Genomic DNA, 26,908 nt, shown 5'->3' on the forward strand with positions numbered 1-26,908 from the left:
GCTTTTTATGTGAGCGTGGGAACCCTATCTTTCAGCCTCCCTTTGTTCCCTTTCAGGAGAACCCTCATGGCACAAGTCCGTCGCATCCCTTCCCTGTCCACCGGCAGCTCCCTGTCGCTGGACCGTCCGCAGGCCGCGAAGGTCCTGCGCAACACCTACGCCCTGCTGTCGCTGACCATCCTGTTCGCCGCCGGCGTCGCGGCCCTCGCGGTCGCCAACAGCTGGCCCGCACCCGGGCTGATCATCACGCCGGTGGGCTACTTCGGCCTGCTGTTCGCGGTGCACAAGCTGCAGAACAGCGGCTGGGCGCTGCCCGCCGTGTTCGCCCTGACCGGTTTCATGGGCTACACGCTCGGCCCGCTGCTCTCGCGCACGCTGGAACTGCCCGGCGGCGCCGGCACCATCGTGGCCGCGCTGGCCGCCACGGGCGCGACCTTCGTCGCCCTTTCGGCCTACGTGCTGACCACGCGGCGCGACTTCAGCTTCATGGGCGGCTTCCTGTTCGCCGGCATGGTGATCGCCATCGTGCTGGCCGTGGTGGCCTACTTCTTCACCATGCCCGCGCTGGCGCTGGCCGTCTCGGCCATGGTGGCCCTTCTGTCGGTCGGCCTGATCCTGTTCGAGACCAGCCGCATCGTCAACGGCGGCGAGACCAACTACGTGCTGGCCACGGTCGGCCTGTTCGTCTCTGCCTTCAACCTGTTCACCAGCCTGCTGAGCCTGTTTGGCATCGGCGGCAACGACTGAGCGTTTCTGCAACCCAACCCACCAGGAGTCCCGCATGAAAGCCTATCCCGTCAACAGCCCCGAAGCCGCCGCCCGCGTGCTGGCCATGGCCATGCTGGCCGACGGCCAGTACTCGATGACCGAGATCCGCGCCCTCGACCGGCAACAGGCGCCCGAGCGCCTGGGCCTGAGCCCCGAAGCCTTCAAGGGGGTGGTGGACGACTTCTGCCAGGACCTGCTGCTGGCCGGCGGCGGGCAGTGGACCGGCGCGGTCGACCCCGCCATCCGCGACCAGCTGATGAGCGAGGTCACGGACCGGGGCCTGCAGGACCTGATCCTGCTGCAGTGCGAGACGCTGATGCTGTCCGACGGTCATCTGGCCGATGGCGAGGTGGAGCTGCTGGATGCACTGAGCGCGGCGTGGCGCCGACCGGTGCTGGTGTGACGCCATGAAAACCCTCATCTGGAGTCTCACCGCCCTGCTGGCGGCCTTGTGGACCGGCTTCATCGCCGTCGTGCACCAGCTCACCGGCTGGCTGCTGTCGGCCATCGAAGCCGGGTCGCTGCAGGGCGCGGCAGGCACGGTCGGAAGCCTGGCGCTGCCGCCCGTGCCCGCCTGGCTGGAGCCCTGGATCGACACCGCATCAATCGCCGCGCTGCAATCGTTCGTGGTGTCGCTGGTGGAATGGCTGGGCGCGGTGATGCCCTCGGGCGACGCGCTGATGGCCTGGGTCGGCCCGCTGCTGTGGTTCGGCTGGGGCCTGGTGCTGGTGCCGATGCTGGCCATCGCCGGCCTGCTGCACTGGCTGGTCGGACGCGCCACGGCGCAGCAGACCGGCGTGAGGCCCGTGGGCGCATGAACGCCACACGGGGGAGTGTCCGGTGAACGAGGGCATCGCGCAGCGCCTGCGCGGCGCGGCCACCGGGGCGCCGCAGGCCCTGCGCCTGTCGCTGCGGGAGCTGCTGCAGCTGCACGGCGAGGGCTCGGGCGCGGTGCTGCTGATGCTGATGGCGCTGCTGAGCACGGTGCCCATCGCCGGGGCGGGCACGGTGCTCAGCCTCGGCATCTTCGCCCTGGCCGGCGCCTGGCTGCGCGGGCGGGACACCCTGCCCCTGCCCGATCGGCTGGCGCGGCTGACTCTCAACGAAACCTGGACCCGCCGCTGCCTGCATGGCCTCGCCTGGACCTACGAGCGCGCCGAGCGCTGGATGTGCCCGCGCTGGCAGGCGCTGTGCCACAGCCGTGCCCGGTTCTGGTGGGCGCTGTGGATCGCGCTGATGGCGGCGCTGATCTTCCTGCCGCTGCCGCTGGGCAATGTGCTGCCCGGCACCAGCCTGATGCTGCTGAGCCTGGGCTGGCTGTTCCGCGACGGCATTGCGCTGCTGCTGTCCGCGGCCACCGGCGCGGTGGGCGTGGGCTACGCCATATCGGTGGGCCACCTGGCGTTCGCGGCCTGGCAGCACATGGGCACCTGGTTCGGACTCTAGAGCCTTGAGAAGAACACCGCGCTCATCACCAGCCCGGTGACGATCACCCCGCGCCGCACCCAGACCACCGGCAGCGACTTGGACCAGCGCGCGCCAAAGTAGCCGCCTGCCGTGGCCGCGACCATCATCAGCAGGCCTTCTTTCCAGGCGATGGCGCCCGCGAGCACGAAGGCGGCCACGGACAGCCAGGACAGCACCAGCGAGTTGAGGTTCTTGAGCGCATTGACGGTGTTCAGCCGCGTCTCGCCGGCCACCGTGTACAGCGCCATCAGCAGGATGCCCAGCCCGCCGTTGAAGTAGCCGCCGTAGATGGCCACCGCCATCAGGCCGGGTTCGCGCCAGCGCACCAGGCCATGGCCGCCGGCCGAGGCGGCCTGCGCACGGCGGGCGATGGCCGGGCCGGCCGCAAACAGCACGGTGGCGAACAGCAGCAGCCAGGGCACGATGCCAGTGAACAGCTTGGCGGGCGTGACCAGCAGCAGCAGCGCACCCGCGACGCCGCCGATGGCCGCGATCAGCATTTCACGCCGCAGCCGCTGCGCCGGCAGTTCGCGCAATTCGGCCTTGAAGCCCAGCGTGCTGCCGAGATACCCGGGGCTCACCGCCAGCGCGCTGGTGGCGTTGGCGACGATGGGCGGCACGCCGGTGAACACCAGCGCAGGAAAGGTGAGGAAACTGCCGCCGCCGGCGATGGCATTGAGGGCCCCCGCGCCGAACGCGGCGGCCGCCAGCAGCGGCGCGGAGCTCAGGAGGTCCAGGCCGGGCTCACTTGGCAGCGGGGATGGCCACGTAGCGGAAGCCCTTGCCGCGCATGCAGTGGGCCACCATCTGCTCGCGCTCGTCCTCGGGCACCTTGGCCAGGCCGACCTGGTACTGGCAATCGGAGAGCTGGGTGTAGGCGTCGTCCTTGCTGGCCTTGGGCTTGACCCACTCGGCCTTGGGGGTGGACGAACAGGCAACCAGGGACAGCAGCAGGGCGGCGGCGAGGACGGTCTTCATGGATGGAACAGGTCGGTTTTCAGAGGGAGGCCAGCATACCAAAGCCCCCCGTTCCCGAGCTGCAACCAGATGCATCGCCCCGCGGGCGCGCGGCCTATCGCGAGCGGCCGAGCTTGTCCTGCAGGCGTCCCAGCACCTCGCTGACCGTCTGCGGGTCGGCGGTGGCGCCACCGCAGGCGGTCAGCTCCTGCTCGGCCAGCGAGAGGTTCAGCCGCACGTAGGTGCTGTCCAGCGCGTGGCGCGTGGCCAGCAGCTGCTGGGCGATCTTGGCGCAGTCGGCGCCCTCTTCCAGCAGCTTCTGCAGACCGCGCACCTGCCCTTCGGCGCGGCGCAGCCGGTGCATGAGCTCGGCCTTGCGTTCGGTGGCCAGGGTGCGGGGCGCGGTCATGGGGGGTTTCGGTGGGGATCAGGCAGACACCGGCGTGATGGCGGCCACCGGCTCGGGCGCGAGCAGCGAGCCGTCGCGCAGGCCGCGCACGGTGGCAAAGCCCAGCCACAGCACCACCATGGACGTGGCGGCCAGCAGCAGCACGGCAGCCGTCTGCAGCAGACCGCCGGACTGCTCCTGCAGCGCCAGCAGGCGCAGGGTGAGTGTGGTGAAGGCCGCGAGCGGGAACGACAGGGCCCAGAACGGAATGCCAAAGGGCTGTGCCACCGCGCGCTTGAGCACCGGCGCCACCCACAGCAGGAAGAACAGCGCGATGCCCCACAGACCCTGCACCGCCCAGAGCGGCGCCTGCCCACGCTCGACCAGCTGCGCCAGCACCAGGCCGATCACGGCCGGCGGCGCGACGGTGATCATCCACGCCGGCAGCAGGCGGTCGGGCAGCGGGCTGTGCGCGATGCGCCGCGCCAGCATCAGCGCCAGCACCACCGGCCAGAAGAAGGCCCCGATGCCGAACTGCGCCATCGCCCAGCCACCGTGGCCCAGCGGCACACCGGCCAGCGGCGCGAGCACATTGCCCACCACCGGGATCAGCAGCACCGGCGTGACCGAGGGCCACAGCCCGGTGTTGCCTGGCGTGGCACCCACCGCGGGCGCGAGCCAGCGGCCCAGCACCCACAGCGTGGCCCAGAGCTGCATCAGGCTGCCAGCCCACCAGAGCGCGCGCCACACCGGCGCCAGTTCGCCCGAGGCACCACCCAGCGCCACCCCGACCGTCGCCAGCAGCAGCAGCGACACCGGGAACGCGGCCACGAAGGCGTGGCGCACCGGATGCTTCAGGTCCTCGGCCAGCGCCGCCGGGTAGCGCTGCCAGCGCAGCAGCGAGGCCACGAGCAGCACGGCAAACACGAGCAGCGCCAACAGCCCCGCCACCAGCGCCAGCCCCTCGGCCATCTCGCCGAGCAAGGGTCCTGCGCGGTGCCAGGCCAGCGCGAGGCCGCACAGGCCCATGACCAGCGAGAACCAGCCGGGCATGAGGAACTTCAGGGGCGTGGGTGAGGACATGGTGTTCGGTGCTCGCACGGGTTCAGGTCAGCCGCATTTTCCGGTGCCGCAGGCCGAGCCACCCTCGGGCACGCCCATCTTCCTGAACAGGATGGCGGGCGGACAGAAGCCGGTGATGCCCGACTGCGCCAGGTTGAAGCCGGCGAAGGCGGTCAGCGCGAGGAACCACTCGCTGACGAAGATGGGGCTGCCGTGGTAACCCAGCGCAAGCGAGACCAGCACGACGGTGCCGGCCATGATGCGGATGAGGCGTTCGATGGTCATTTCAGACTCCTTGAAAAAGATGGAAGCACACAGGGTCACGCCGCTTCGTACTTCTTGCGGTACATGGCGTAGTAGAGAACAGGGATGACGACCAGGGTCAGCATGGTCGACACGGCGATGCCGAAGATCAGCGCAATGGCCAGACCGTTGAAGATCGGGTCGTCGAGGATGAAGAAGGCGCCCATCATGGCGGCCAGGCCGGTCAGCGCGATGGGTTGCGCGCGCACCGCGGCCGACTGCACCACCGCCTGCGCAAAGGGCACACCGCGTTTCATTTCCAGCTCTATGAAGTCCACCAGCAGGATGGAGTTGCGCACGATGATCCCGGCCAGCGCGATCATGCCGATCATGGAGGTGGCGGTGAACTGCGCTTGCAGCAGCGCGTGGCCGGGCATGACGCCGATCATGGTCAGCGGGATGGGCGCCATGATGATCAGCGGCGTGAGGTAGCTCTTGAACTGCGCCACCACCAGCAGGTAGATCAGGATCAGCCCGACGCCGTAGGCCGCGCCCATGTCGCGGAAGGTCTCATACGTGATCTGCCACTCGCCGTCCCACTTCACCGCGTACTGGCGGTACGGGTCCTTGGGCTGGCTGATCCAGTACTCGCCAATCTCGCCGGTGTTGGGCAGCGCGGCGTCCTTCATGGCCGGGCGGATACCGAACAGGCCGTACAGCGGCGAGTCGAGTTTGCCGGCCATGTCGCCGAACACGTAGGTGACGGGCAGCAGGTCTTTGGTGAAGCGCGGCTGGTCGATCACGCCGCGCTCGACGGTGACCAGTTCGGACAGCGGCACCATGGCGCCGTTGGCGGCCTTCAGCGGCAGGGCCAGCACGGCGTTCAGGCCCACCTGGGCTTCGCGCGGCAGCTGGATGCGCACCGGCACCGCGAACTTGGCGTGGCCGTCGTGCAGGTAGGCGGCGTCGGAACCCGAGAGCGCGGCATACACCGTCTGCGCGATGACCTGCACCGGAATGCCCAGCGACTCGGCGCGCTGGCGCTGGATGCGCAGGAAGGCGCGCGGCGCGTTCTCCTTGAGCGAGGTGTCCACGCCCACGATGTCGGGCGTGCCGGCAAAGGCCTTGGCCACGCGCTGCGCCAGCTCGGCACGGCCGGCCTGGTCGGGGCCATAGACCTCGGCCACGATGGGCGACATCACCGGCGGGCCAGGCGGCACTTCGACCACTTTCACGCGCGCGCCGTGGGCGGCGGCGATCTTTTCTAGTTCGGGGCGGTGGCGCTGGGCGATGGCGTGGCTCTTTTCGCTGCGGTCGTGCGCGCCGACCAGGTTGACCTGCAGATCGCCACCTTCGGCCTCGGCGCGCAGGTAGTACTGGCGCACCAGGCCGTTGAAGGTGATGGGGCTGGCCGTGCCAGCGTAGCCCTGCACGTTGGCCACCTCGGGCTGCGTGGCCAGCCAGGCCGTCACGTCCTGCAGCGCCGCGGTCGTCCCTTCCAGCGGCGTGCCCGCGGGCATGTCGACCACCACCTGGTACTCGCTCTTGTTGTCGAAGGGCAGCATCTTCAGCACCACCCACTGCACCACGGCCAGGCCCACGGACAGCAGCAGCGCCGCGAGGATGCCGGCCAGCAGCAGCCAACGCTTGCGGGCGCTCTCCAGGAAGGGCGTCAGAATTTTCGTGAAGGTGTTCTGCAGCGCGCTGGTGAGCTTGCCCGGGCCGTGGTCGGCATGGCCGTCGGCCTTCGTCAGCTTGAGCGCGAGCCAGGGCGTGACGGTGAAGGCGATGGCCAGCGAAATCGCCATGCCCATGCTGGCGTTGATCGGGATCGGGCTCATGTACGGGCCCATCAGCCCGGACACAAAGGCCATGGGCAGCAGGGCCGCGATCACGGTGAAGGTGGCCAGGATGGTGGGGCCGCCCACTTCGTCGACCGCGCGCGGGATGATGACCGACAGCGGATCGTGCGGCGTGAGCATGCGGTGGCGGTGGATGTTCTCCACCACCACGATGGCGTCGTCCACAAGGATGCCGATGGAGAAGATCAGCGCGAACAGCGACACGCGGTTGAGCGTGAAGCCCCAGGCCCAGCTGGCAAACAGCGTGGCCGTGAGCGTGAGGATCACCGCCGCGCCGACGATGACCGCCTCGCGCCGGCCCAGCGCCAGGCCGACCAGCACGATCACGCTGGCGGTGGCGAAGATCAGCTTCTGGATCAGCTTGTTGGCCTTGTCGGCCGCGGTCTGGCCGTAGTCGCGCGTGATGCTGACCTGCACGTCGTCGGGGATCACCGTGTTCTTCAGGTTGTCCAGCCGCTCGGCCGCGCCGCGCGCCACGTCCACCGCGTTCTCGCCGGGCTTCTTGGTGACGGTGATGGTCACGGCCGGGTGGTTCTGGCCCTGCTGGGCAGCGTGCGCCGCATCGGCCACGCCGGGCGTGAACCACACATAGCGCTGCGGCAGCTGGGCGCCGGCTTCGACGCGCGCGACCTCGCGCAGGTAGACCGGGCGACCCGCGTTCACGCCAACCACGATGTCGCCCACGTCCTGCTCGTTCTGCAGGAACTCGCCGGTTTCCACCGACAGCATGCCGGGCTCGCCGGGGGCCGGGTTGGTGTTGACCACCGAACCCGAGGGCAGCGCCTGATTGGCCGCCGCGATGGCGCCGTGCAGCTGCTGCACGCTCACGCCGCGCTCGCGCAGCTGGTTGGGGTTGAGCCACACATGCACCGCGCGGCCGGGACCGCCGATGGTGACCACCTCGCGCGTGCCGGGCACGCGCTTGAGTTCGGTCTCGACCGCGTGCGCCACGCGCTCCAGGTCGTGTGCGCTCTGCGCGTCGGCGGTCCACAGCGTGGCCGCGAGCACGGGCACGTCGTCGATGCCCTTGGGTTTCACGATGGGGGTAAGCACGCCCAGGCCCTGCGGCAGCCAGTCCTGGTTGGCGTTCAGCACGTCGTACAGGCGCACCAGCGCTTCGGTGCGCGGCACGCCGACCTTGAACTGCACCGTCAGCACCGCGACGCCAGGGCGCGCGACCGAATAGGTGTGTTCGATGCCCTGGATCTGCGAGAGCACGTGTTCGGCCGGGGCGGCGACCATCTTCTCCACGTCGGCGCTGGAGGCGCCGGGGAACGGGATGATCACGTTGGCCATGGTCACGTTGATCTGCGGCTCCTCTTCGCGCGGGGTGACCAGCACGGCGAACAGGCCCAGCAGCAGCGCGACCAGCGCCAGCAGCGGCGTGATGGCGTTGGCCTGGAAGGCCCGCGCCACGGAACCGGAGAAGCCCAGCTTCTCCAGCGTGGAAGGTTCGTTGGGGTGGCTCATGGTGGTGGCCTCTTACTTCGCCACGGGCGTGGCGCCGGCCAGACCGGCGCGCACGGGATCGAGCGCCACCTGGTCGCCTGCCTTCAGGCCCGCCAGCACCTCGACGCCGTCGCCGTGGGTGGCGCCGGTGCGCACCGCGCGCAGCGCAAAGCCTTTCGCGGCGTCACCCTTGGCGGTCACGACGTAGACGCCGGTCAGCTCGCCCCGGCGCAGCAAGGCCGTGGCCGGCACCACCAGGCGCTGCGGCGCAGCCTGGGCGGCGCTGCCGACGAAGCGCACCTTCACCTGGCGCCCCGGCACCTGGCCGGCGCCGTCGGCCTCGCTCAGGTTCAGGCGCCACTCCACCGTCTGCGACACCGGGTCGGCGGCGGGCACGGTGGTCTTGGCGGCGGGGCTGACCCATTTGTCGGTGCCGGGCAGTTGCACCTCGACCTGCGAGACCGACAGCGCCAGCGGCTGCTGCGAGGCCGGCACGTGCACCACGGCGCGAATCGGCTGCGGCGCGTAGACGGTGAGGATGGGCGCACCGGGCATGGCCAGAGCGCCGGCCTCGGCGTGCGTCGCCAGCACCCAGCCGTCCCAGGGCGCGGTCAGGCGGGTGAAGCCCTGGGCCACGCTGGCCTGGGTCTGTCCGGCGCGGGCGGCGGCGGCACCGGCTTCGGCGGCGCGGTACTGCGCCAGCGCCGAATCGAGCGCAGCCTGGGCGATGAAGCCCTGCGCGCGCAGTTCCTTGGTGCGTTCGTAGGCCGCCTTGGCATTGGCCAGGCTGGCCTGGGCCTGCGCAACGCCGGCCTGCGCCTGCGCCACACCGACCTGGGTGGCACGGTCGTCGATCACGGCCAGCACCTGGCCGGCCTGGACACGGTCACCGGCCTTGACCGACAGCGTGGCGATGCGGCCGCTGGCCTGGGCCGACAGCACGCTCTGGCGCACCGCCTGCAGGCTGCCGTCGAACTCGGCGCTGCCCGCCACCGCCTGCGCACCCACAGCGACCACGGGCACCTGGGGGCCCGCCGATGCGGGGGCCGGATCGGCGGCCTGGGCGGCGCCCATGGCGAGCAGGCCGGAGGCCAGCAGCAGGCGCGCGGAGCGGACAGGGTTCAGGGACGAAAACAACGGGGCGTGTGCATGGACGGGCATGGCAATCTCCTATACCTGCCGCAGTATACATACATACCCCCAGGGGTACAAGACCCCCGCCGCCTTTCGGCGGCCGCCCCGTCTCAGCGGCGCTGCCGCGCCAGCACCCAGGCCGCCCCGAAGAAGCTCAGCGCCGCCACCACCAGCACCGCGTAGGCGGCGCGCAGGCCGAAGTGTTCGGCGAGTTCGCCCATCAGCAGGGCCGCGATCTGGGCCCCGACGGTGAAAGAGATCATCAGCAGGGCCGACAGGCGCGGCGCCTCCTGCGGGAAGCCGCGCAGCGCGATGCCCAGCAGGATGGGGAAGCCCACCGAAACGCCCAGGCCGGTGAGGTAGTTGCACAGCGCCAGCCAGACGAAGGGCGCATCGGCCGGGCTCAGCCAGACGCCCGTGACCGCCAGCGCCGCCAGCGCGCCCAGGCCCTGGATCTTCTGTTCCATGCTCCAGCGGCTGTGCACGAAGGCCTGCCAGACCCGGCCGGTGACCATGCCGGCCATCAGGAAGCCCAGGGCCATGCGGGCCACCTGGTCGCTCTCGCCCAGCGCCTCGGTGGCGAAGCTCACGAACCAGAAGTACTGGCCCCACTCGCACAGGCCGCTGCACACGCCGGCGAACAGCACCCAGCGCACCAATGGCTGGCGCAGCAGGCCGCCGTAATCCAGCGGCTGGTGCACTTGTCCGGTGGCCTCGGCGTGCGCGTGGTCGCTGCGAAAAGCCACGCTGCGCAGGTAGCGGCGCTGCAGCGTCATCAGCAGCATCACCAGCGCCATGAAGCCGAACACCACATAGGGGCCGCGCCAGTTCGGGTTGGCCGCCAGCACCGCGGCCGCCATCAGCGGCGAGAACATGGTGCCCAGGCTGTAGCCGACGTCGACCAGGCTGATGATGCGGGCGCGCTGCTCGGGCTCGTCGCTCAGTTCGGCCAGCAGGCCGTGGCCCACGGTGAACAGCGCGGTCTCGAAGGTGGCGATGGTCACCATGAAGAAGGCCAGCCAGCCGAAGCTGGGCGCCAGCAGCACGCCCGCCAGCGCCACCACCACGGCCGCGGTGTAGGCGCGCAGCAGGCGGCGCGGCGGAAAGCGTTTGGCGATGGCGCCGCCCAGCAGCGAGCCGACCGCACCGCCGGCGCTCCAGATCGCCATCAGCCAGCCCATCTGCTGGAAGGACACGCCCATCTGGGCACGCAGGTTGGGGGTCACCGCCCCCAGCAGCGCCCCGAAGATGCCCCAGGTGAGGGCGCAGTACAGGATGATCCAGGCGACGTAGGGGAGGCCGCGCAGGGTTTTCAGCGGGGCGGCCAGGAAGGCGGAAACGGGGTTCACATCAGGCTTTCAATCGGGAATGCAATCGATTGTCTTCCGGGAACCGCCCCGGTGTCCGGCGGGGCCTGCAAATGAACCTGTGTGGTAACCGGGCTCTAAGCCGACTCGGCGAACGGTACGCGTGGTGCGACCGCGCACAGCAGCTCGTAGCTGATGGTGCCTGCGGAACGGGCCACCTCGTCCACCGGCAATTCCGCCCCCGTGGACGGCGAGACACCCCAGAGCACGACTTCGCTGCCGATGCCTGCCGGCACGCCGGCGGCGTCCAGCGGCGCCAGGTCGACGGTGATCATGTCCATGCTGACGCGGCCGACGGTGCGGGTGCGCACACCGTTCACCAGCACCAGTGTGCCGGTGGGCGCGTGGCGCGGGTAGCCGTCGGCGTAACCACAGGCGATGACGCCGACGCGCATGGGCTGCTCGGCGGTGAAGGCCGAGCCGTAGCCCACGGTGTCGCCGGGCTGCAGGCTCTGCACACCGATGACCTTGGTGGTCAGGCTCATGGTGGGTTTGAGACCCCAGCCAGCGGCCGTGTTCTCAGGATGGTCGGGCGCGCCGCCGTAGAGTGCGATGCCTTCGCGCACCCAGTCGGCCGCCAGCATGCTGACACCGGCGCCGCGCAGCGGAGTGTTCGCGTGGCGCAGGATGGCCGCGCTGTTGCACAGGCTGCGCTCACCGGGCAGGTCGGCGGTGGCGGCCTCGAAGGCGGCCACCTGGTGGGCGATGCCGCGCGGGCCGTCGGCATCGGAGAAATGCGTCATCAGCGAGATCTCTTCCACCTGCGGCAGTGCGTTCAGCCGCGCCCAGGCGGCGCGGAATGCCTCGGGCCGGAAGCCCAGGCGGTTCATGCCGCTGTTGAGCTTGAGGAAGACGCGGTGCGGCGTGTGTGTCTTGTGCGCGGCCAGCCAGTCGATCTGCTCGGTGCAGTGCACCGCGTGCCAGATGTTCAGGCGCGAGCAGAGTTCGAGGTCGCGCGGCTCGAACACACCTTCGAGCAGCAGCAGGGGACCGCGCCAGTCGAGCGCGCGCAGGCGCTCGGCCTCGGCCAGGTCGATCATGGCAAAGCCATCGGTGCTGCGCAGGGCCGGGAACACGCGCTCGATGCCGTGCCCGTAGGCGTTGGCCTTGACCACCGCCCAGACGCGGGCGTCGGGCGCGCGCACGCGGGCCTGGTTCAGGTTGTGTTCAAGCGCTTCGGGGTGGACGGTGGCGAGGATCGGGCGGGGCATGGCGGAACCGGGCAGATGGGCTTGCGCGAGGGAAGTCGCAAAGCGACGACTGTCGCACAAACCCGCTCCGGCGCCACGGCCCCGCAGGGCGATTCATGTGGAAGCAGCGCGGCTTCTACAGCCTCTCCAGGTTCACGTAGACCATGGTCTGGTTGAGCAGCTGGTAGGCGATCTCGCCGAAGGTCATGGGACCGGTGATCGGCCCGGTGCGCTGGCCTTCGAGCCCGCCGTACAGGTAGTTGAGGATGCAGTTGCAGCTCCAGCGCGCGCCCAGCGCATCACCCGGCAGCGACTGCGCAAACGCCTGCGCGTAGTCGGGCACCGGCTCGGCGATGCGGTACTCCACGTCGTCGAACACCGGGGCATAGAAATCCACGCGCCCGGCCGCCGCGTCCACCGCCTTGAACGAGACGTTGATCATCGCGCCCGAATAGTCGGCCACCAGCGGCAGGCGGGTGTCGATGTGGTGCTGCGTCAGGTACTGCGCCAGGTTCACCAGCTGGCCATTGACGAAGCACTCCTGCGCCGAGAAGCCGGTGGACGGAAAACGGATCGCATCGCCGCCGCCTGGCCGGAACAGGTTGAGGATGTCGATGCGCGGATAGATCGACTCGGGCAGCGGAATGTGCACCGCCAGCGCGCGGTCCTGGCTGAACACCAGGGTCTGGCCGTTGGCCACCACCGGCGCGGCCTGGCCCAGGTCGTCCAGGTGCACGCCCGCGATCCAGCCCACCAGCGGCTTCATGTACATGTCCTCGAAGGCCGGGGCCTCGCGGGCGAAGCGCGAATGCACGTCGGAGAAGGCGGGCACGATCAGCACCGTCAGCCCGTGGGCCGGCGCGTCCAGCGCCACCTTGGGCAGGCTGGCGGCGTCGTACCAGCGCAGCTGCGGCGTGCCGGCGTGGGTGGGCAACTCGGTGACGAAGAGCTTCTGGCGCGAGGTCTCGCCACCGTCCTGGGCCATGAAGTACGGGATGCTGCCGGCCAGCCAGTTGCCCGGCGGCAGGCGGCGCAGCAGGGCCTCGTCGGCCGCGATCGTGAGGTAGGCGCCGCTACGGATCGCCACCAGGGCGTCCTGCAGGTCCATCAGCGTGCCGCTGACGGGGCGTGCCGGTGGGGTTCGGGAAGCGTTCATGTCGGGTCACCCCAGCCGCAGCTGGTCCAGTTCGTGGGCGAGCACGCGCTCGTTCTTGACGAAGTAGCGGTGCAGCTCCTTGAGCTTGAGCAGGCGCACCTCCTCGTCGTGGATCAGGTCCAGCTGCGAGCGCAGCTTGGTCAGCATCAGCTTGAGGCTGAGCACCTTGATGTCCAGACTCAGGTCGCCGTCGAGCAGGCGCAGCCAGACCGGGTCGGTCACATCGGGCACGGCGGCGCTGGCCGGGGCCGGCTCGGCGAGCGTGGCCACCGGGGCTGGCGCCGGGTCCGTCGTACGCGCCACGGGTTCGGCGCCCCCGGCGCGGCCGGTGTCCAGCGCATAGCGGTAGCGCCAGACATCCTGCAGGCTCAGGTCCAGCAGGGTGCACACCGACTGCAGCGGCACGCCCTCGCCAAACAGCGCGAACACCCGCGCCGCCAGCGCCCGGGTGAACGGCATGCCGGGTTCGCCCATCCAGCCAATGCCCCTGGATTCGACCCCGGGCGGCAGGTTCACGTGCAGATGAAAGCGGACCGGCCCGATCGCCAGGTGCTGCCAGACCGCCACCTCCCCCGCCGGCGCCGCCTTGGGCCGGCCGAACCAGCCGCGCTCGGGCTCCTGTCCGATCCAGACATCGCAGCGCCGCTTGCGCACGTCCAGGCGGTAGTCGCGAACTTCCCAGGGGCGCTCTATCAACAGCAGCTGCCGCAGCAGCGCCTTGTCGATGCTGATCATGTGGGGTGTCTCCTCATTGGTGTGGGGAAACTGGCCGCAAGACCCGTTCCAGCCCGGTCTTGCGCCAAACTGACACACCCGGCGCCACTCCTGGCGGCGCCGCTGCCACCAGGCGCAACACCGTCCCGAACCGGGGCGGAACGGCCCGGGTGGCGTGCTATAACCGCCGCATCGTTGGAGACAGCCCGAGGCCCCCGCAGCCGCCACCCCCCGGACCCCGAACGCCGGCCACAACAAGACCCTCGATGAAGCGCGGCTTCTACACCATCATGACGGCGCAGTTCTTCAGCTCCCTGGCTGACAACGCGCTGTTCGTAGCCGCCATCGAGCTGCTGCGCAGCCGCCACGCCCCCGAGTGGCAGAGCGCGGCCCTCGTCCCCCTGTTCGCCCTGTTCTACGTCGCCCTGGCCCCGTTCGTGGGCGCCTTCGCCGACGCACGGCCCAAGGGCCAGGTGATGTTCATCAGCAACGCGATCAAGGTCGCGGGCTGCCTGCTGATGCTGATGGGTGTGCACCCACTGCTGGCCTACACCCTGGTGGGCCTGGGCGCCGCCGCCTACTCACCCGCCAAGTACGGCATCCTCACCGAACTGCTGCCACCGTCCCAGCTGGTCAAGGCCAACGGCTGGATCGAGGGCCTGACCATCGCCTCCATCATCCTGGGCGTGCTGCTGGGCGGCCAGCTCGTCGGCCCCTACCTTTCATCGCTGCTGCTGTCGGTCGACGCCCCCGGGCTGACCACCGGCATCGACCACCCGGCCGAGGCCGCCATCGCGGTGCTGGTGAGCGTGTACGCGCTGGCCGCGGCCTTCAACCTGCGCATCCCGCTCACCGGGGTGACACCGCGGCCGATGCCGAAGAACCCGCTGGAGCTGCTGCCCGATTTCTGGCGCTGCAACGGCCGGCTCTGGAAAGACCACCTGGGCCAGATCTCGCTGTCCACCACCACGCTGTTCTGGGGCGTCAGCGGCAACCTGCGATACATCGTGCTGGCCTGGGCCGGCGCCGCGCTGGGCTACACCACCACCCAGGCGTCGTCCCTGGTGGGCGTGGTGGCGCTGGGCACGGCCGTGGGCGCGGTGGTGGCCTCGATGCGCATGCGGCTGGACCAGGCGACCCGCGTCATGCCACTGGGCATCGGCATGGGCCTGCTGGTGATCGGGATGAACTTCATCGACAACGTCTGGGTGGCCGCGCCCTTCCTGGTGCTGCTGGGCGGCCTGGGCGGTTTCCTGGTGGTGCCGATGAACGCGCTGCTGCAGCACCGGGGCCACAACCTCATGGGCGCGGGCCGATCCATCGCGGTGCAGAACTTCAACGAACAGGCCTGCATCCTGGTGTTGGGCGCGCTCTACAGCTTCTCCACCGGCATGGGCCTTTCGGCCTTCGCCGCCATCACCATCTTCGGCCTGATCGTGGCCGGCTTCATGTGGCTGATCATGAAGTGGCACCAGCACAACCAGCGGCACCACGGTGTGGAGCTGGAGCGGCTGCTGGAGATCGCCCGCCGGGACGATCTGCACGGCTAGAAGTTGATGTTGGTGCGCTCGAAGCCGTCCAGATTGACCAGCCGGTGCTGCGCCAGCACCTTGTAGAACTCGGCCTCGCCCACTGAGCGGGAGAGGTAGGCGTCGCAACCCGCCAGCCCCGCCTTGATGCGGTCCATGCTGCCGGCGGTGGGCGCGAACATCATGACCACCGGTGCGCTGCCATTGGGCAGCTTGCGCTGCTTGGCGCTGCGGCACACCGAGTAGGCATCGGCTTCGCCCTTGATGCGGTCGATCGCCACCAGCCGGTAGGGATGCTCCTTGAGCAGGGCCAGCGCCTGGGGCGCCTCGCGCGACCAGTCGATGTTCAGCCCGTAGCGTTTGAAACGCTTGTGCAGGATGCGACCTTCCACCAGGCTTTCGGCCACCAGCAGCACATCACCGCGCTGGACCTCCGGCACCGGCGCCGCCGTCCGGCTGTTACGGGAACGCATCGAGCGGGACGCCGGTGCGCGGGAAGGCGGCGGGGGTGCCGGCACCGGGTCCAGCGCCCCGAAGTCGGTGACCCGCACCACCCCGACCGGCTGGGACGGGGTGGGCGGCATGCGCGTCATCTCGCGGCGCAGCACCGGCGGCGCGGCGCTTGGCAGGCGCTCACGAACCATGGGCCGCGTCGCCGGGAACTCGGTGTCGGGCGAGCGGCGGCGCGTGCGCGCCACAGGCGGCGCCACCACGGCACCGGTCAGTGGTTCGGTGGCGGCAAAGCCGCGATCAGCCCCTTGGCGCGGCGCCACCGCAGCGGCGGGTGCCGCGGCCTGCCGCGGCCGCACGCCGACCAGCTCGTCCAGCGCGGCCAGCACGCCCACCAGCTTGACCGGCTTGCGCTGCAGCGGCCAGCCGGTGCCGGCATCGGTGTGGCCGATCAGCAGCACCCGGCCCTGCAGCTCGGCGTGGCGCACCAGGTGCACGGCCTGGGCGTTGTCGGCATTGACCACCAGGACCTGGGCGTCCAGCACCTCGTCCTGCACCACGTAGGCCGGCGGTCGACGCGCCGCCAGCCGGAAGAACGATTCGAACGTGGCCGATTCGCTCTCGGGAAAACCGACCAGGGCCAACGAAAATGAGCCTGCCATTCACCTCTCCACCGAATACAAAGGGACTACCCAACTGCCAAGAGTATGCCCGCTCGACCGTCCCGGGCTCTGTTCCGGTTTGCATGCAGAACGGCGCAACGTGACACAGTTCCAGCCTGTGCGGTCCGCGTGAAACGGCCCACACATCCCCACCACCCCATGAGGAGCGCTTCCGGTGTCCAGCATCTATGAATTCCAGGCCCAGTCGATCGACGGCAAGCCGGTACCGCTTTCGCAGTACCGCGGCCAGCCCATGCTCATCGTCAACACCGCCAGTGCCTGCGGCTTCACGCCGCAGTTCGCTGGTCTGGAGCAGCTGCACAAGACCTACGGCGACCGCGGGCTGGTGGTGCTGGGTTTTCCGTGCAACCAGTTTGGCAGCCAGGACCCGGGCAGCGACAGCGAGATTGCCACGTTCTGCCAGCGCAACTACGGTGTGAGCTTTCCAATGATGAGCAAGATCGATGTCAACGGCGCCGAGGCCCACCCGCTGTACCGCTGGCTCACCGCCGAGGCGCCCGGGCTGCTCGGCAGCAAGGCCATCAAATGGAACTTCACCAAGTTCCTGGTGGGCCGGGGCGGCCGCGTGATCAAACGTTACGCACCGCAGGACGCACCCGAGAAGCTGGCCGGTGACATCGAGGCCGCGCTGGCCTGAACGCGGGGCAGTGCAATGTCGCACGGTGTCTGATCTTTCACGCCATACGCAACACCAGGGGCTTTTCACGCGACCGAATTTCTGTGAACCTGAGGGCTGCGTTGTGATCCAACGTTGCAACCCCACAGGAGGTCGCCATGGACGTCATCAGCAGCTTCAGTGCCCGCTTCGAACGCACCCGCGAAGAGGAGATGTCGCTGGAGGAATATCTGGCCGAATGCAAGCGCAACCCGCTGGCCTACGCCACCCCGGCCGAGCGCATGCTCAAGGCCATCGGCGAACCGCAGATGGTCGACACGCGCAACGACCCGCGGCTCTCGCGCCTGTTTGCCAACAAGGTCATCAAGGTCTACCCGGCCTTTGCCGAGTTCTATGGCATGGAGGACTCGATCGAGCAGGTCGTGTCCTACTTCCGCCACGCCGCGCAGGGTCTGGAAGAGAAGAAGCAGATCCTCTATCTGCTCGGGCCGGTGGGCGGCGGCAAGAGTTCGATCGCCGAGCGGCTCAAGCAGCTCATGGAGCTGGTGCCTTTCTACGCCATCAAGGGCTCGCCGGTCAACGAGTCTCCACTGGGGCTGTTTGATCCGGTGGAAGACGCGCCGCTGCTGGAAGAACAGTTCGGCATCCCGCGGCGCTACCTCAACCGCATCATGAGCCCCTGGGCCGTCAAGCGGCTGGAGGAATACGGCGGCGACATCCGGCGCTTCCGCGTGGTCAAGCGCCACCCCTCGGTGCTGCGCCAGATCGCGGTCAGCAAGACCGAGCCGGGCGACGAGAACAACCAGGACATCAGCTCTCTGGTGGGCAAGGTGGACATCCGCAAGCTGGAGACCTATGCGCAGGACGACCCCGACGCCTACAGCTACTCGGGCGGTCTGTGCCTGTCCAACCAGGGCTTGATGGAATTCGTCGAGATGTTCAAGGCACCCATCAAGGTGCTGCATCCGCTGCTGACCGCCACGCAGGAGGGCAACTTCAAGGGCACCGAAGGTTTCGGCGCCATCCCGTTCGACGGCATCGTGCTGGCGCACAGCAACGAGAGCGAGTGGAAGGCCTTCCGCAACAACAAGAACAACGAGGCCTTCCTCGACCGCATCTACATCGTCAAGGTGCCGTACTGCCTGCGCGTGTCCGAGGAGGTGAAGATCTACGAGAAGCTGATCCGCCACTCCTCGCTCTCGCAGGCCACCTGCGCACCGGGCACGCTCAAGATGATGGCGCAGTTCTCGGTGCTCACACGCCTGAAGGAGCCGGAGAACTCGTCCCTGTACTCCAAGATGCAGGTCTACGACGGCGAGAACCTCAAGGACACCGACCCGCGCGCCAAGAGCTACCAGGAGTACCGCGACTTCGCTGGTGTCGACGAGGGCATGAACGGCATCTCCACGCGCTTCGCGTTCAAGATCATCTCCAAGGTCTTCAACTTCGATTCCACCGAGGTGGCCGCCAACCCGGTGCACCTGATGTATGTGCTGGAGCAGCAGATCGAGCGCGAGCAGTTCCCGCAGGAAATGGAGCAGAAGTACGTCGGCTTCATCAAGGAGCAGCTGGCGCCGCGCTACGCCGAGTTCATCGGCAAGGAGATCCAGACCGCCTACCTGGAGAGCTATTCGGAGTACGGCCAGAACATCTTCGACCGCTACGTCACCTACGCCGACTACTGGATACAGGACCACGAGTACCGCGACACCGACACCGGCGAGGTGTTCGACCGCCAGTCGCTCAACGCCGAGCTGGAGAAGATCGAGAAGCCCGCGGGCATCAGCAACCCCAAGGACTTCCGCAACGAAATCGTCAACTTCGTGCTGCGTGCGCGCGCCAACAACGCCGGCCACAACCCGCTGTGGACCAGCTATGAGAAGCTGCGCACGGTGATAGAGAAGAAGATGTTCAGCAACACCGAGGAGCTGCTGCCGGTGATCAGCTTCAACGCCAAGGCCAGCGCCGACGAGGCCAAGAAGCACGAGGACTTCGTCACCCGCATGGTGGCCAAGGGCTACACGCCCAAGCAGGTGCGCCTGCTGTGCGAGTGGTACCTGCGCGTGCGCAAGTCCAGCTGATCACGGGGGCCGACTTCCACCAGGAACATGCATGCTGCAGTCCATCATTGATCGGCGGCTGGCGGGCAAGAACAAATCCATCGGCAACCGGGAGCGCTTTCTGCGCCGCTACCGCGAGCAGATCGGCGAAGCGGTGCGGCGCGCCATCAGCGGGCGCGGCATCCGCGATGTCGAGCGCGGCGAGGAGGTCCACATCCCGCAGCGCGACCTGTCCGAGCCCGAGTTCCGCCACGGCACCGGCGGCAAGCGCGAGGTGGTGCACACTGGCAACCGCGAGTACCTGAGGGGCGACCGCATCCAGCGGCCCCAGGGCGGCACCGGACAGGGCAGCGGAAGCGGCCAGGCCAGCGACAGCGGCGAGGGCGAAGACGACTTCACCTTCGCGCTCAGCCGCGAGGAGTTCATGCAGGTCTTCTTCGACGACCTGGCCCTGCCCAACCTGGTCCGCACGCAGCTGGCGCAGGTGCCCGAGTTCAAGACCCGGCGCGCCGGCTTCACCAGCAGCGGCACGCCCAACAACCTGCACATCGTGCGCTCGATGCGCGGCGCCTACGGCCGCCGCATCGCCCTGGGCGGCGCCGTGCGGCGCGAGTGCGCCGAACTGGAGGAGCGCATCGCCGAGCTGCGCCGCCAAGGCGACGACCCGGTGGCCCGCAGCCAGGTGGCCGAGCTGGAGGCGCGGCTCAAGCAGCTGCGCTGGCGCATCGAGCGCCTGCCCTACATCGACCCGATCGACCTCAAGTTCCGCAGCCATGTGCGGGTGCCGGTGCCCAGCGCCCGCGCCGTGATGTTCTGCCTGATGGACGTCTCCGGCTCGATGGACGAACAGCGCAAGGACCTGGCCAAGCGCTTCTTCGTGCTGCTCTACCTGTTCCTGACCCGGCACTACGACCAGATCGACCTGGTGTTCATCCGCCACCACACCCAGGCCCAGGAGGTCACCGAGGACGAGTTCTTCCATGCCCGCGAAACCGGCGGCACCGTGGTCTCCAGCGCGCTGGAGCTGATGGACCGCATCGTGCGCGAGCGCTACAACCCGCACGAGTGGAACATCTACGGCGCCCAGGCCAGCGACGGCGACAACTGGATGAACGATTCGCCCAAGTGCGCCGAGCTGCTGAGCGCCCGCCTGCTGCCGGCCTGCCGCTACTACGCCTACATCCAGGTGACCGAAGAGGAGCAGAACCTGTGGCAGGCCTACGAGGCACTGAGCCAGGCGCACCCGAATTTCGCGCTGCGCAAGGTCTCGGGCGCGTCCGAGATCTACCCGGTGTTCCGCGACCTGTTCCGCAAGGAAGGAGCGCCGGCATGAGCGCCGCCGGGCCGTTCCCAAGGCGCTCAGCCCCGCAGTGCGCAGCACGGAGGGTAGTCCAGTGAGCAATCTCCAGCAACCCCTGCCGATGCTGCCCCGGCCGGCCGAGCCCCTGCCCGGCCCCAGCGACTGGACCTTCGAGCTGATCGAGCGCTACCACGAGGTGATCGAACGCACCGCGCGCCGCTTCGGCCTGGACACCTACGCCAACCAGCTGGAAGTGATCACCGCCGAGCAGATGATGGACGCCTACGCCAGCGTCGGCATGCCGGTCAACTACCGCCACTGGCGCTTCGGCAAGGAATTCATCGTCACAGAGAAGAACTACAAGCGCGGCCACATGGGGCTGGCCTACGAGATCGTCATCAACAGCGACCCCTGCATCGCCTACCTGATGGAGGAGAACACGATGGCGATGCAGGCGCTGGTGATCGCCCACGCCGCTTACGGCCACAACAGCTTCTTCAAGGGCAACTACCTGTTCCGCATGTGGACCGATGCGAGCGCGATCGTCGACTACCTGGTCTACGCACGCAACTACATCGCCGAGTGCGAGGAACGGCACGGCATCGACGCCGTGGAAGACCTGCTGGACTCCTGCCACGCGCTGCAGAACCACGGCGTGGACCGCTACCGCCGGCCCAGCCGCAAGTCGCTGGCGCAGGAACTGGCCGAGCGCAAGGACCGCGAGGCCTACGCCCAGCAGCAGGTCAACGAGCTGTGGCGCACACTGCCAAAGCGCGCCGAGGCCGAGGGCGACGCCCAGGCGGCCAAGCGCTTTCCGTCCGAGCCGGAAGAGAACATCCTGTACTTCATCGAAAAGAACGCGCCGCTGCTGGAGCCCTGGCAGCGCGAGGTGATCCGCATCGTGCGCAAGATCGCCCAGTACTTCTACCCGCAGCGCCAGACGCAGGTGATGAACGAGGGCTGGGCAACCTTCTGGCACCACCGCCTGCTCAGCGAGATGTACGACAACGGCTTCCTCACCGACGGCGTGATGATGGAGTGGATCAAGTCGCACACCAACGTGATCTTCCAGCCCGGCGTCGGCGACCGCCGCTACAGCGGCCTCAACCCCTATGCGCTGGGCTTCGCGATGTACACCGACATCAAGCGCATCTGCGAGAACCCCACCGACGAGGACCGGCAGTGGTTCCCCGACCTGGCGGGCACGCCCTGGCTGCCGGCGCTGGACCACGCCATGCGCAATTTCAAGGATGAGAGCTTCATCGGCCAGTACCTCAGCCCCCGGCTGATGCGCGAGTTCCGCCTATTCGCCCTGGTCGACGACGACCAGCAGGACACGCTGGAGGTCAGCGCCATCCATGACGAGACGGGCTACCGGCGTGTGCGCGAGTCGCTCGCCCGCCAGTACGACCTGGGCTCGCGCGAGCCCAACATCCAGGTCTGGGACGTCAACCTGCGCGGCGACCGCTCGCTCACGCTGCGCCACACGCAGCACAACGACCGGCCGCTGCACGAGAGTGCGGGCGAGGTGCTCAAGCACGTGGCCCGGCTCTGGGGCTTTGGCGTGCAGCTGGAGAGCATCAACAGCAAGGGCGAGGTCACCCGGCGCCGCGAGGTGCCGGTGCGGGCCTGATCAGGGCCAGAAGCTCTGCCCGGTCTCGCGGCGCAGCAGGTCGGCCAGCGTCCGGCCCGGCTCGACCGGGAACACCGACGCCTCCACCTGCACCGCCTCCATGCGGTCGAGCCGGAAGTTGCGAAAGTCCTGTCGCTGCTCGCACCAGGCCGCCAGCGTCCACACCCGGCCCCAGTAGAAACAGCCCAGCGGCCGCACCAGCCGCTCGGTGCGCCGCTCGCCCTGGTCGACATAGCGCAGCGTCACCCGGTGGCGTGCCTGCGCCGCCTCGCGCAGCGCCTGCAGGCGCTGGCCCAGCGCGGGCTCCAGCCCCACCGGCGCGATCAGCAAGGGCTGGCGTTCCACCTCGGCCCGCACGCCAGCGGGCAGGACCGACAGCACGCGCGACATCGCATCCGCCGCGGCCAGCGCCATCGCCGGGTCCAGCCACTGTTGCGCCATCCGGGTGGCCAGCGCCAGGGCCCTCGCTTCGTCAACGGTGAACATCAGCGGCGGCAGCTCGAAGCCTTTGCCGAGCCGGTAGCCCACGCCCGCCTCGCCCTCGATGGGCACGCCCTGCAGCTGCAGGTCGGCCACGTCGCGGTAGACCGTGCGCACCGAGACCTCCAGACGCTCGGCCAGCCAGGCGGCGGTGGACAAGCGACGGCCACGGATCAGCTGGACCAGGGCAAAAAGGCGATCGGCGCGGCGCATGGCTGGGCGTCAGACCGTGGTCGGCACCGTGTCCAGTCGGGCACGCTCCTGCGCAGTCAGCACGGTGGGTTCGACCACCGGGAGGCCTGCTGCGTCGAAGAACGGGTTGGCCTTGTATGCCCCCGACAGCCGACTGCCGGCGACGATCCGCAAGATCCGCAGCACGGCTCCGGGCAGGCCGAATGCCCGTGGCTTGGGGTTGTCCAGCGCGCTCTGTGTGTTGGCGCTCGCCAGCACGGGCCCGAAGGCAGCCTCCAGCGGCGCGCTGTCCAGACACTGCACGAGCAGACCAGTGAACGGCATGTTGCGGCTGGTCATGGTGTTGCCCACCGGGGTGCGGCAGCACGCGGCGTACCAGCGCAGCATGCCCTTGGGCGACAGGCGCATCACCGCGAGGTGTTCAATGCCTTGGGTGAACCGGATGCGGTGCGGCGCCAGCTGCACCACATCCGAACCGCCCTGCGCATCCAGCACGTGCCCGGCCGGACCGAGGTAGCGGGCGAACGCCTGACAGTCCTTGCAGTAGCACACCATGCGACTGGTCGGCCCGCTCCGTTCGATCTGGCCTTGCAGTGCACCGCAGCGGCAGCGCAATGGGTGGGTGGCGGTGGTCATCGGGTCTCCCTGTGCCGACGTGGCGAGCTCATTGTGCGTGAACCGCGGGACCTTCCGGCCCCGGTGCCGGAGCCGGCCTTCACGCCAGCGCGTGCAGGCCCACGCGGTTGCCTTCGCTGTCGATGATGTGCGCGAAACAGCCCATGCCTTCGGGCAGGGTCACCTTGGGCTGGGCCACCCGGCCGCCCGCGGCTTCGGCGCGCGCGATCCAGGGGTCCAGCGCGTCGCCGGCGTTGAGGTAGACCAGGGTGCCCTGGTCGGCGGGCCGCATCACCGGGTTCCTGAACAGCGCACCGCGCACGTCGGTCTCGCGCTCGCCGGGGAACACGGCCAGCTCCTGGTCGGGGCCGCCAAAGGCTTCGCGCTTGAGGGACTGGCGGGTCAGCGCCTCGTAGAAGCGCACAGCGCGGTCCATGTCGGCGACCGGGATTTCGAACCAGTTGAGGGTGTGTGCCATGAAAGACTCCAGGGTGTGGTTGAACAGAACCCGGAGTCTGCGGACCCCCTGCTGACAGCGCTGTGGCAGCAGGCTGTCAGCGGTTGCATCAACGCATCAGAGCAGTTCTTGCGGGATGTTGCCGCCGTTGGCCGCGATGTGGCCCAGCACGTTCTTGTGCAGCCACATGTTCATCTTGGCCGAGTCGGCCATCAGCTCGTCGGGGCAGTACAGCTCCTTGGCCAGTTCCTTGCGCGCGGCCAGGCTGCTGTCCAGGCCCAGCAGCTTGAGCAGGTCGACGATGGAGGTCTTCCAGTTGAGCTTTTCGGGGTGCTTGGCGGCCTTGTCGGTCAGCAGCGCCATCACGTCCACCATGGCGATGGGATTGACCACAGGCGCGGCTGGTGCCGCAGGGGCCGCGGCGGGTGCGGCGGCCGGGGCGGGTGCGGGGGCTGCGGCGGCGGGCGGAATGATGACCGGCGCGGCGGCCGCGTCCTTCATGCCGAGTTTTTCGAGGATGTTGCTGAAGAAACCCATGCTGCTGCTCCTGTGGCGTCGATTGAAGGGAGGTGTCGGGCCGGACGCGCTCGGCCTCGGAGGGACAGCATAACGGCCGATGTGCCACCAAAGCATGACAAATCGTCGCAAAGGGTCGGTCCGGGGCCGCCGTGTGCGGCAGTGCCCGCGGCTGTGCCACTGGCGCCACGGGTGCGGACCACGCGGCTCAGAGCCAGCGCAGCAGCCCACCCGCCACCAGCGGCAGCGCGACCGCGCTGAACAGGGCCGAGAGGCCCATGGCCAGGCCGGCGAAGGCCCCCATTTCTTCACTCACCAGAAAGGCGCGCGCGGTGCCGATGCCGTGCGCCGCCGTGCCCAGGGCGAAGCCGCGCACGGTCGGGTCGGTGATGCGCAGCAGGTCGAACAGGCTGCGCGCGCTGGCCGCCCCCAGGATGCCGGTACAGACCACCAGCACCGCCGTCAGCGTGGGCAGGCCGCCGATCTTTTCGGCGATGCCCATGGCCACCGGCGCGGTGACCGACTTGGGCGCCAGCGAGGCGATGGTGGCCGGGCCCGCCCCCAACGCCCAGCCGATGCCGATGGCGCTCACCGTGGCCGCCAGCGTGCCCACCACCAGGCCGCCCAGCATGGGCAGCCACAGGCGTTTGAGGCGCGGCAGCTGCTCGTACAGCGGCACGGCCAGCGCCACCGTGGCGGGACCGAGCAGGAAATGCACGAACTGCGCGCCCTCGAAGTAGGTGGCATAGGGCGTGCCCGTGGCCCAGAGCAGCGAGCCCAGGGCAATCACCGCCAGCGCCACCGGGTTGGCCAGCGGGTGAAAGCCGCTGCGGCGGTACAGCATGAAGGCGCCCTGGTAGACCAGCAGCGTGAGCGCCAGGCCCAGCAGCGGCGTGGTCGAGAGGTAGACCCAGACGTCCACCAGCCGGCCGCCGATGGCGCTGCCGGCGACCACCTGGATCAGTGGCGCTTCAGCGCTCATGGCGTTGCTCCGGCGGCGCCACGCGCTTCATCAGCCAGGCCATGGTCAGGGCCGCGCTGGCCAGGCCGATCCAGGTGCTCAGCACCAGCGCCACGCCGATGGCCAGCGCCTCATCGCCCAGGCGCTGCAGGTGCAGCATCACACCCACACCCGCGGGCACGAACAGCAGCGAGAGGTGCTGCAGCAGGGTCGCGGCGGTGGGCTTGAGCGCGGCCAGCCAGGCGGGTTTGCACACCAACGCCAGCAGCAGCCCGGCCATGCCGACCACCGGGCCGGGCACGGGGACCGCGAGGGTGCGCACCAGCGCCTCGCCAATGAGTTGGCAAACCAGCAAGGTGGCGAGCGAGGGGATCATGCGCTGGACTGTACCCCCGCGCCCCGCAGAGGTTCAGGCGCGCAAGTCAGACGTGCAAGGCGTCGTCGAGCAGCTCGATCCAGTGCCGCACCGGCGTGGCGGTGCCGCTCTGCAGGTGGGTGATGCAGCCGATGTTGGCGCTGGCGATCACCGCCGGTTGCAGCTCATTCAGATGGCCCAGCTTGCGGTCGCGCAGCTGGTAGGCCAGTTCGGGGTTGAGCACCGAGTAGGTGCCGGCCGAGCCACAGCACAGGTGCGCTTCGTTGCGCGCCACCTGCACGGTGAAGCCGAGCGCAGTCAGATGGGTTTCGACACCGCCCTTGAGCTGCTGCCCGTGCTGCAGGGTGCAGGGTGGGTGAAAGCCGATCACTTTCTTCGCATCGGGCTGCTGCGCGAGCTTGGGTTTCAAGATCGGCACCAGGGCCGGCAGCAGCTCGCTCAGGTCTTTGGTGAGTTCGCTGATGCGCGCGGCCTTGGCGGCATAGGCCGGGTCGTGCTGCAGGATGTGGCCGTACTCCTTGACCGTGACACCACAGCCCGACGCGTTCATCACGATGGCCTCGGCGCCCGCTTCGATGTGCGGCCACCAGGCGTCGATGTTGGCGCGCATCTGCGCGGTGCCGCCGTCCTGGTCGTTGAGGTGGAACTTCACCGCACCGCAGCAACCCGCCTCCGGCGCGACCACGGTCTGGATACCCGCGGCGTCCAGCACGCGCGCGGTGGCGGTGTTGATGTTGGGCATCATGGCCGGCTGCACACAGCCCGCCAGCATCAGCACCTTGCGCGCATGGGTCGCGGTCGGCCAGCGGCCCGCGTCCTGCTTGGCGGGCACCTTGTTCTTCAGCGTCTCGGGCAGCAGACCACGCACCAGCTGGCCCAGCTTCATCGCGGGGCCGAAGGCGGGCGAGGTCAGGCCTTCCTTCAGCAGCCAGCGCACAGCTTTTTCGCCCGCCGGGCGCGGCACCTTGGCGTCCACCACCTTGCGGCCGATGTCGACCAGGTGACCGTAGTCCACACCGCTGGGGCAGGTGCTCTCGCAGTTGCGGCAGGTCAGGCACCGGTCCAGGTGCAGCTGGGTGGCGCGCGTGGGCTGCGCCCCTTCAAACACCTGCTTCATCAGGTAGATGCGGCCGCGCGGGCCGTCCAGCTCGTCACCGAGCAGCTGGTAGGTGGGGCAGGTGGCGGTGCAGAAGCCGCAGTGCACGCACTTGCGCAGGATGGCTTCGGCGGCCAGGCCGTCGGGCGTGCCTTGGAATTCAGGGGCGAGGTTGGTTTGCATCGTG

Annotated in this window: 28 protein-coding genes; 9 read left to right on the forward strand and 19 right to left on the reverse strand. The window is 69.0% G+C overall.

The window, feature by feature from the left end; translation table 11 throughout:
* Positions 1-66: 66 nt before the first annotated feature.
* Genes HFL01S_RS06735 through HFL01S_RS06750 form a run of 4 tightly spaced genes read left to right on the forward strand, consistent with a single transcriptional unit; the run spans position 67 to position 2,214 of the window.
* The gene (locus tag HFL01S_RS06735) at positions 67-747 is read left to right on the forward strand and encodes a Bax inhibitor-1/YccA family protein (RefSeq protein ID WP_066256442.1); all 681 of its coding nucleotides are present in this window, start codon (positions 67-69) and stop codon (positions 745-747) included.
* A gap of 34 nt (positions 748-781) precedes the next feature.
* A complete protein-coding gene (locus HFL01S_RS06740; protein ID WP_066256443.1) occupies positions 782-1,171 on the forward strand; it encodes a hypothetical protein in 390 nt (129 codons plus the stop codon).
* 4 nt (positions 1,172-1,175) lie between these two features.
* Positions 1,176-1,586, forward strand: coding sequence for a hypothetical protein (locus tag HFL01S_RS06745; protein ID WP_066256445.1), 411 nt, complete (start codon positions 1,176-1,178; stop codon positions 1,584-1,586).
* 22 nt (positions 1,587-1,608) lie between these two features.
* On the forward strand, positions 1,609-2,214 hold the full coding sequence (locus tag HFL01S_RS06750) for an exopolysaccharide biosynthesis protein (RefSeq protein WP_066256448.1): 606 nt from the start codon (positions 1,609-1,611) through the stop codon (positions 2,212-2,214).
* Here HFL01S_RS06750 and HFL01S_RS06755 read toward each other — a convergent pair.
* From HFL01S_RS06755 to HFL01S_RS06800, 11 genes are all read right to left on the reverse strand, one after another.
* Complete coding sequence (locus HFL01S_RS06755) at positions 2,211-2,963, reverse strand: sulfite exporter TauE/SafE family protein (protein WP_066256597.1); 753 nt, start codon at positions 2,961-2,963, stop codon at positions 2,211-2,213. The genes HFL01S_RS06750 and HFL01S_RS06755 overlap by 4 nt on opposite strands.
* Positions 2,964-2,979: 16 nt before the next feature.
* Complete coding sequence (locus tag HFL01S_RS25365; RefSeq protein WP_169802313.1) at positions 2,980-3,213, reverse strand: hypothetical protein; 234 nt, start codon at positions 3,211-3,213, stop codon at positions 2,980-2,982.
* A gap of 94 nt (positions 3,214-3,307) precedes the next feature.
* Complete coding sequence (locus HFL01S_RS06760; RefSeq protein ID WP_084383130.1) at positions 3,308-3,601, reverse strand: metal-sensing transcriptional repressor; 294 nt, start codon at positions 3,599-3,601, stop codon at positions 3,308-3,310.
* 18 nt (positions 3,602-3,619) lie between these two features.
* Complete coding sequence (locus HFL01S_RS06765) at positions 3,620-4,663, reverse strand: SLAC1 anion channel family protein (protein WP_066256451.1); 1,044 nt, start codon at positions 4,661-4,663, stop codon at positions 3,620-3,622.
* A gap of 27 nt (positions 4,664-4,690) precedes the next feature.
* Positions 4,691-4,927, reverse strand: coding sequence for a YgaP family membrane protein (locus HFL01S_RS06770; RefSeq protein ID WP_066256453.1), 237 nt, complete (start codon positions 4,925-4,927; stop codon positions 4,691-4,693).
* Positions 4,928-4,962: 35 nt separating this feature from the next.
* Complete coding sequence (locus HFL01S_RS06775) at positions 4,963-8,217, reverse strand: efflux RND transporter permease subunit (RefSeq protein WP_066256455.1); 3,255 nt, start codon at positions 8,215-8,217, stop codon at positions 4,963-4,965.
* 12 nt (positions 8,218-8,229) lie between these two features.
* Positions 8,230-9,357, reverse strand: coding sequence for an efflux RND transporter periplasmic adaptor subunit (locus HFL01S_RS06780; RefSeq protein ID WP_245644746.1), 1,128 nt, complete (start codon positions 9,355-9,357; stop codon positions 8,230-8,232).
* 83 nt (positions 9,358-9,440) lie between these two features.
* Entirely contained in the window at positions 9,441-10,679 is a 1,239-nt protein-coding gene (locus HFL01S_RS06785) for an MFS transporter (RefSeq protein ID WP_066256458.1), read from the reverse strand.
* A gap of 95 nt (positions 10,680-10,774) precedes the next feature.
* Positions 10,775-11,908, reverse strand: coding sequence for an alanine racemase (gene alr, locus HFL01S_RS06790; protein WP_066256460.1), 1,134 nt, complete (start codon positions 11,906-11,908; stop codon positions 10,775-10,777).
* Between the two features lie 115 nt (positions 11,909-12,023).
* Entirely contained in the window at positions 12,024-13,043 is a 1,020-nt protein-coding gene (locus HFL01S_RS06795; RefSeq protein ID WP_066256463.1) for a DUF6976 family protein, read from the reverse strand.
* Between the two features lie 6 nt (positions 13,044-13,049).
* The gene (locus tag HFL01S_RS06800) at positions 13,050-13,778 is read right to left on the reverse strand and encodes a hypothetical protein (protein ID WP_218008603.1); all 729 of its coding nucleotides are present in this window, start codon (positions 13,776-13,778) and stop codon (positions 13,050-13,052) included.
* Positions 13,779-14,023: 245 nt separating this feature from the next.
* On the opposite strand from HFL01S_RS06800, the gene lplT reads away from it, so the two are divergent.
* Positions 14,024-15,307 (forward strand): lysophospholipid transporter LplT, encoded by a 1,284-nt coding sequence (lplT, locus tag HFL01S_RS06805; protein ID WP_066256465.1) that lies wholly within the window; start codon positions 14,024-14,026, stop codon positions 15,305-15,307.
* On the opposite strand, the gene HFL01S_RS06810 is transcribed toward lplT, so the two are convergent.
* On the reverse strand, positions 15,304-16,398 hold the full coding sequence (locus HFL01S_RS06810; protein ID WP_066256468.1) for a response regulator transcription factor: 1,095 nt from the start codon (positions 16,396-16,398) through the stop codon (positions 15,304-15,306). The two genes, lplT and HFL01S_RS06810, sit on opposite strands and share 4 nt — an antisense overlap.
* 175 nt (positions 16,399-16,573) lie before the next feature.
* Here HFL01S_RS06810 and HFL01S_RS06815 point away from each other — a divergent pair, with 175 nt between their 5' ends.
* The 4 genes from HFL01S_RS06815 to HFL01S_RS06830 all read left to right on the forward strand — a co-directional run bounded on the left by HFL01S_RS06815 (position 16,574) and on the right by HFL01S_RS06830 (position 22,028).
* Positions 16,574-17,056 carry a glutathione peroxidase gene (locus HFL01S_RS06815; RefSeq protein WP_066256470.1) on the forward strand — a complete coding sequence of 161 codons (483 nt, stop codon included), beginning with the start codon at positions 16,574-16,576 and terminating at the stop codon, positions 17,054-17,056.
* 137 nt (positions 17,057-17,193) lie between these two features.
* On the forward strand, positions 17,194-19,116 hold the full coding sequence (locus HFL01S_RS06820; protein ID WP_066256472.1) for a PrkA family serine protein kinase: 1,923 nt from the start codon (positions 17,194-17,196) through the stop codon (positions 19,114-19,116).
* Between the two features lie 31 nt (positions 19,117-19,147).
* Entirely contained in the window at positions 19,148-20,428 is a 1,281-nt protein-coding gene (locus tag HFL01S_RS06825; protein ID WP_218008604.1) for a YeaH/YhbH family protein, read from the forward strand.
* An 88-nt stretch (positions 20,429-20,516) separates the two neighbouring features.
* Positions 20,517-22,028 carry a SpoVR family protein gene (locus HFL01S_RS06830; protein ID WP_157538790.1) on the forward strand — a complete coding sequence of 504 codons (1,512 nt, stop codon included), beginning with the start codon at positions 20,517-20,519 and terminating at the stop codon, positions 22,026-22,028.
* Here the strand turns inward: HFL01S_RS06830 and HFL01S_RS06835 are convergent, their stop codons facing one another.
* The 7 genes from HFL01S_RS06835 to glcF form a co-directional block, all read right to left on the reverse strand.
* On the reverse strand, positions 22,029-22,721 hold the full coding sequence (locus tag HFL01S_RS06835; protein ID WP_066256477.1) for a helix-turn-helix transcriptional regulator: 693 nt from the start codon (positions 22,719-22,721) through the stop codon (positions 22,029-22,031). It abuts the gene before it with no gap.
* A 9-nt stretch (positions 22,722-22,730) separates the two neighbouring features.
* A complete protein-coding gene (locus HFL01S_RS06840) occupies positions 22,731-23,336 on the reverse strand; it encodes a DUF6151 family protein (protein ID WP_066256481.1) in 606 nt (201 codons plus the stop codon).
* A 79-nt stretch (positions 23,337-23,415) separates the two neighbouring features.
* A complete protein-coding gene (locus HFL01S_RS06845; RefSeq protein ID WP_066256484.1) occupies positions 23,416-23,793 on the reverse strand; it encodes a VOC family protein in 378 nt (125 codons plus the stop codon).
* Between the two features lie 96 nt (positions 23,794-23,889).
* Positions 23,890-24,309 (reverse strand): DUF3597 domain-containing protein, encoded by a 420-nt coding sequence (locus HFL01S_RS06850; RefSeq protein WP_066256487.1) that lies wholly within the window; start codon positions 24,307-24,309, stop codon positions 23,890-23,892.
* A 187-nt stretch (positions 24,310-24,496) separates the two neighbouring features.
* Entirely contained in the window at positions 24,497-25,270 is a 774-nt protein-coding gene (locus HFL01S_RS06855; RefSeq protein WP_066256489.1) for an LrgB family protein, read from the reverse strand.
* Positions 25,260-25,625 carry a CidA/LrgA family protein gene (locus tag HFL01S_RS06860; protein ID WP_066256491.1) on the reverse strand — a complete coding sequence of 122 codons (366 nt, stop codon included), beginning with the start codon at positions 25,623-25,625 and terminating at the stop codon, positions 25,260-25,262. Before HFL01S_RS06860 ends, HFL01S_RS06855 begins: the two co-directional genes overlap by 11 nt.
* Before the next feature lie 46 nt (positions 25,626-25,671).
* Entirely contained in the window at positions 25,672-26,904 is a 1,233-nt protein-coding gene (gene glcF / locus HFL01S_RS06865; protein WP_066256497.1) for a glycolate oxidase subunit GlcF, read from the reverse strand.
* Positions 26,905-26,908: the final 4 nt, after the last annotated feature.

Source organism: Hydrogenophaga flava NBRC 102514 (genome assembly GCF_001571145.1).
GTDB lineage: Bacteria > Pseudomonadota > Gammaproteobacteria > Burkholderiales > Burkholderiaceae_C > Hydrogenophaga > Hydrogenophaga flava.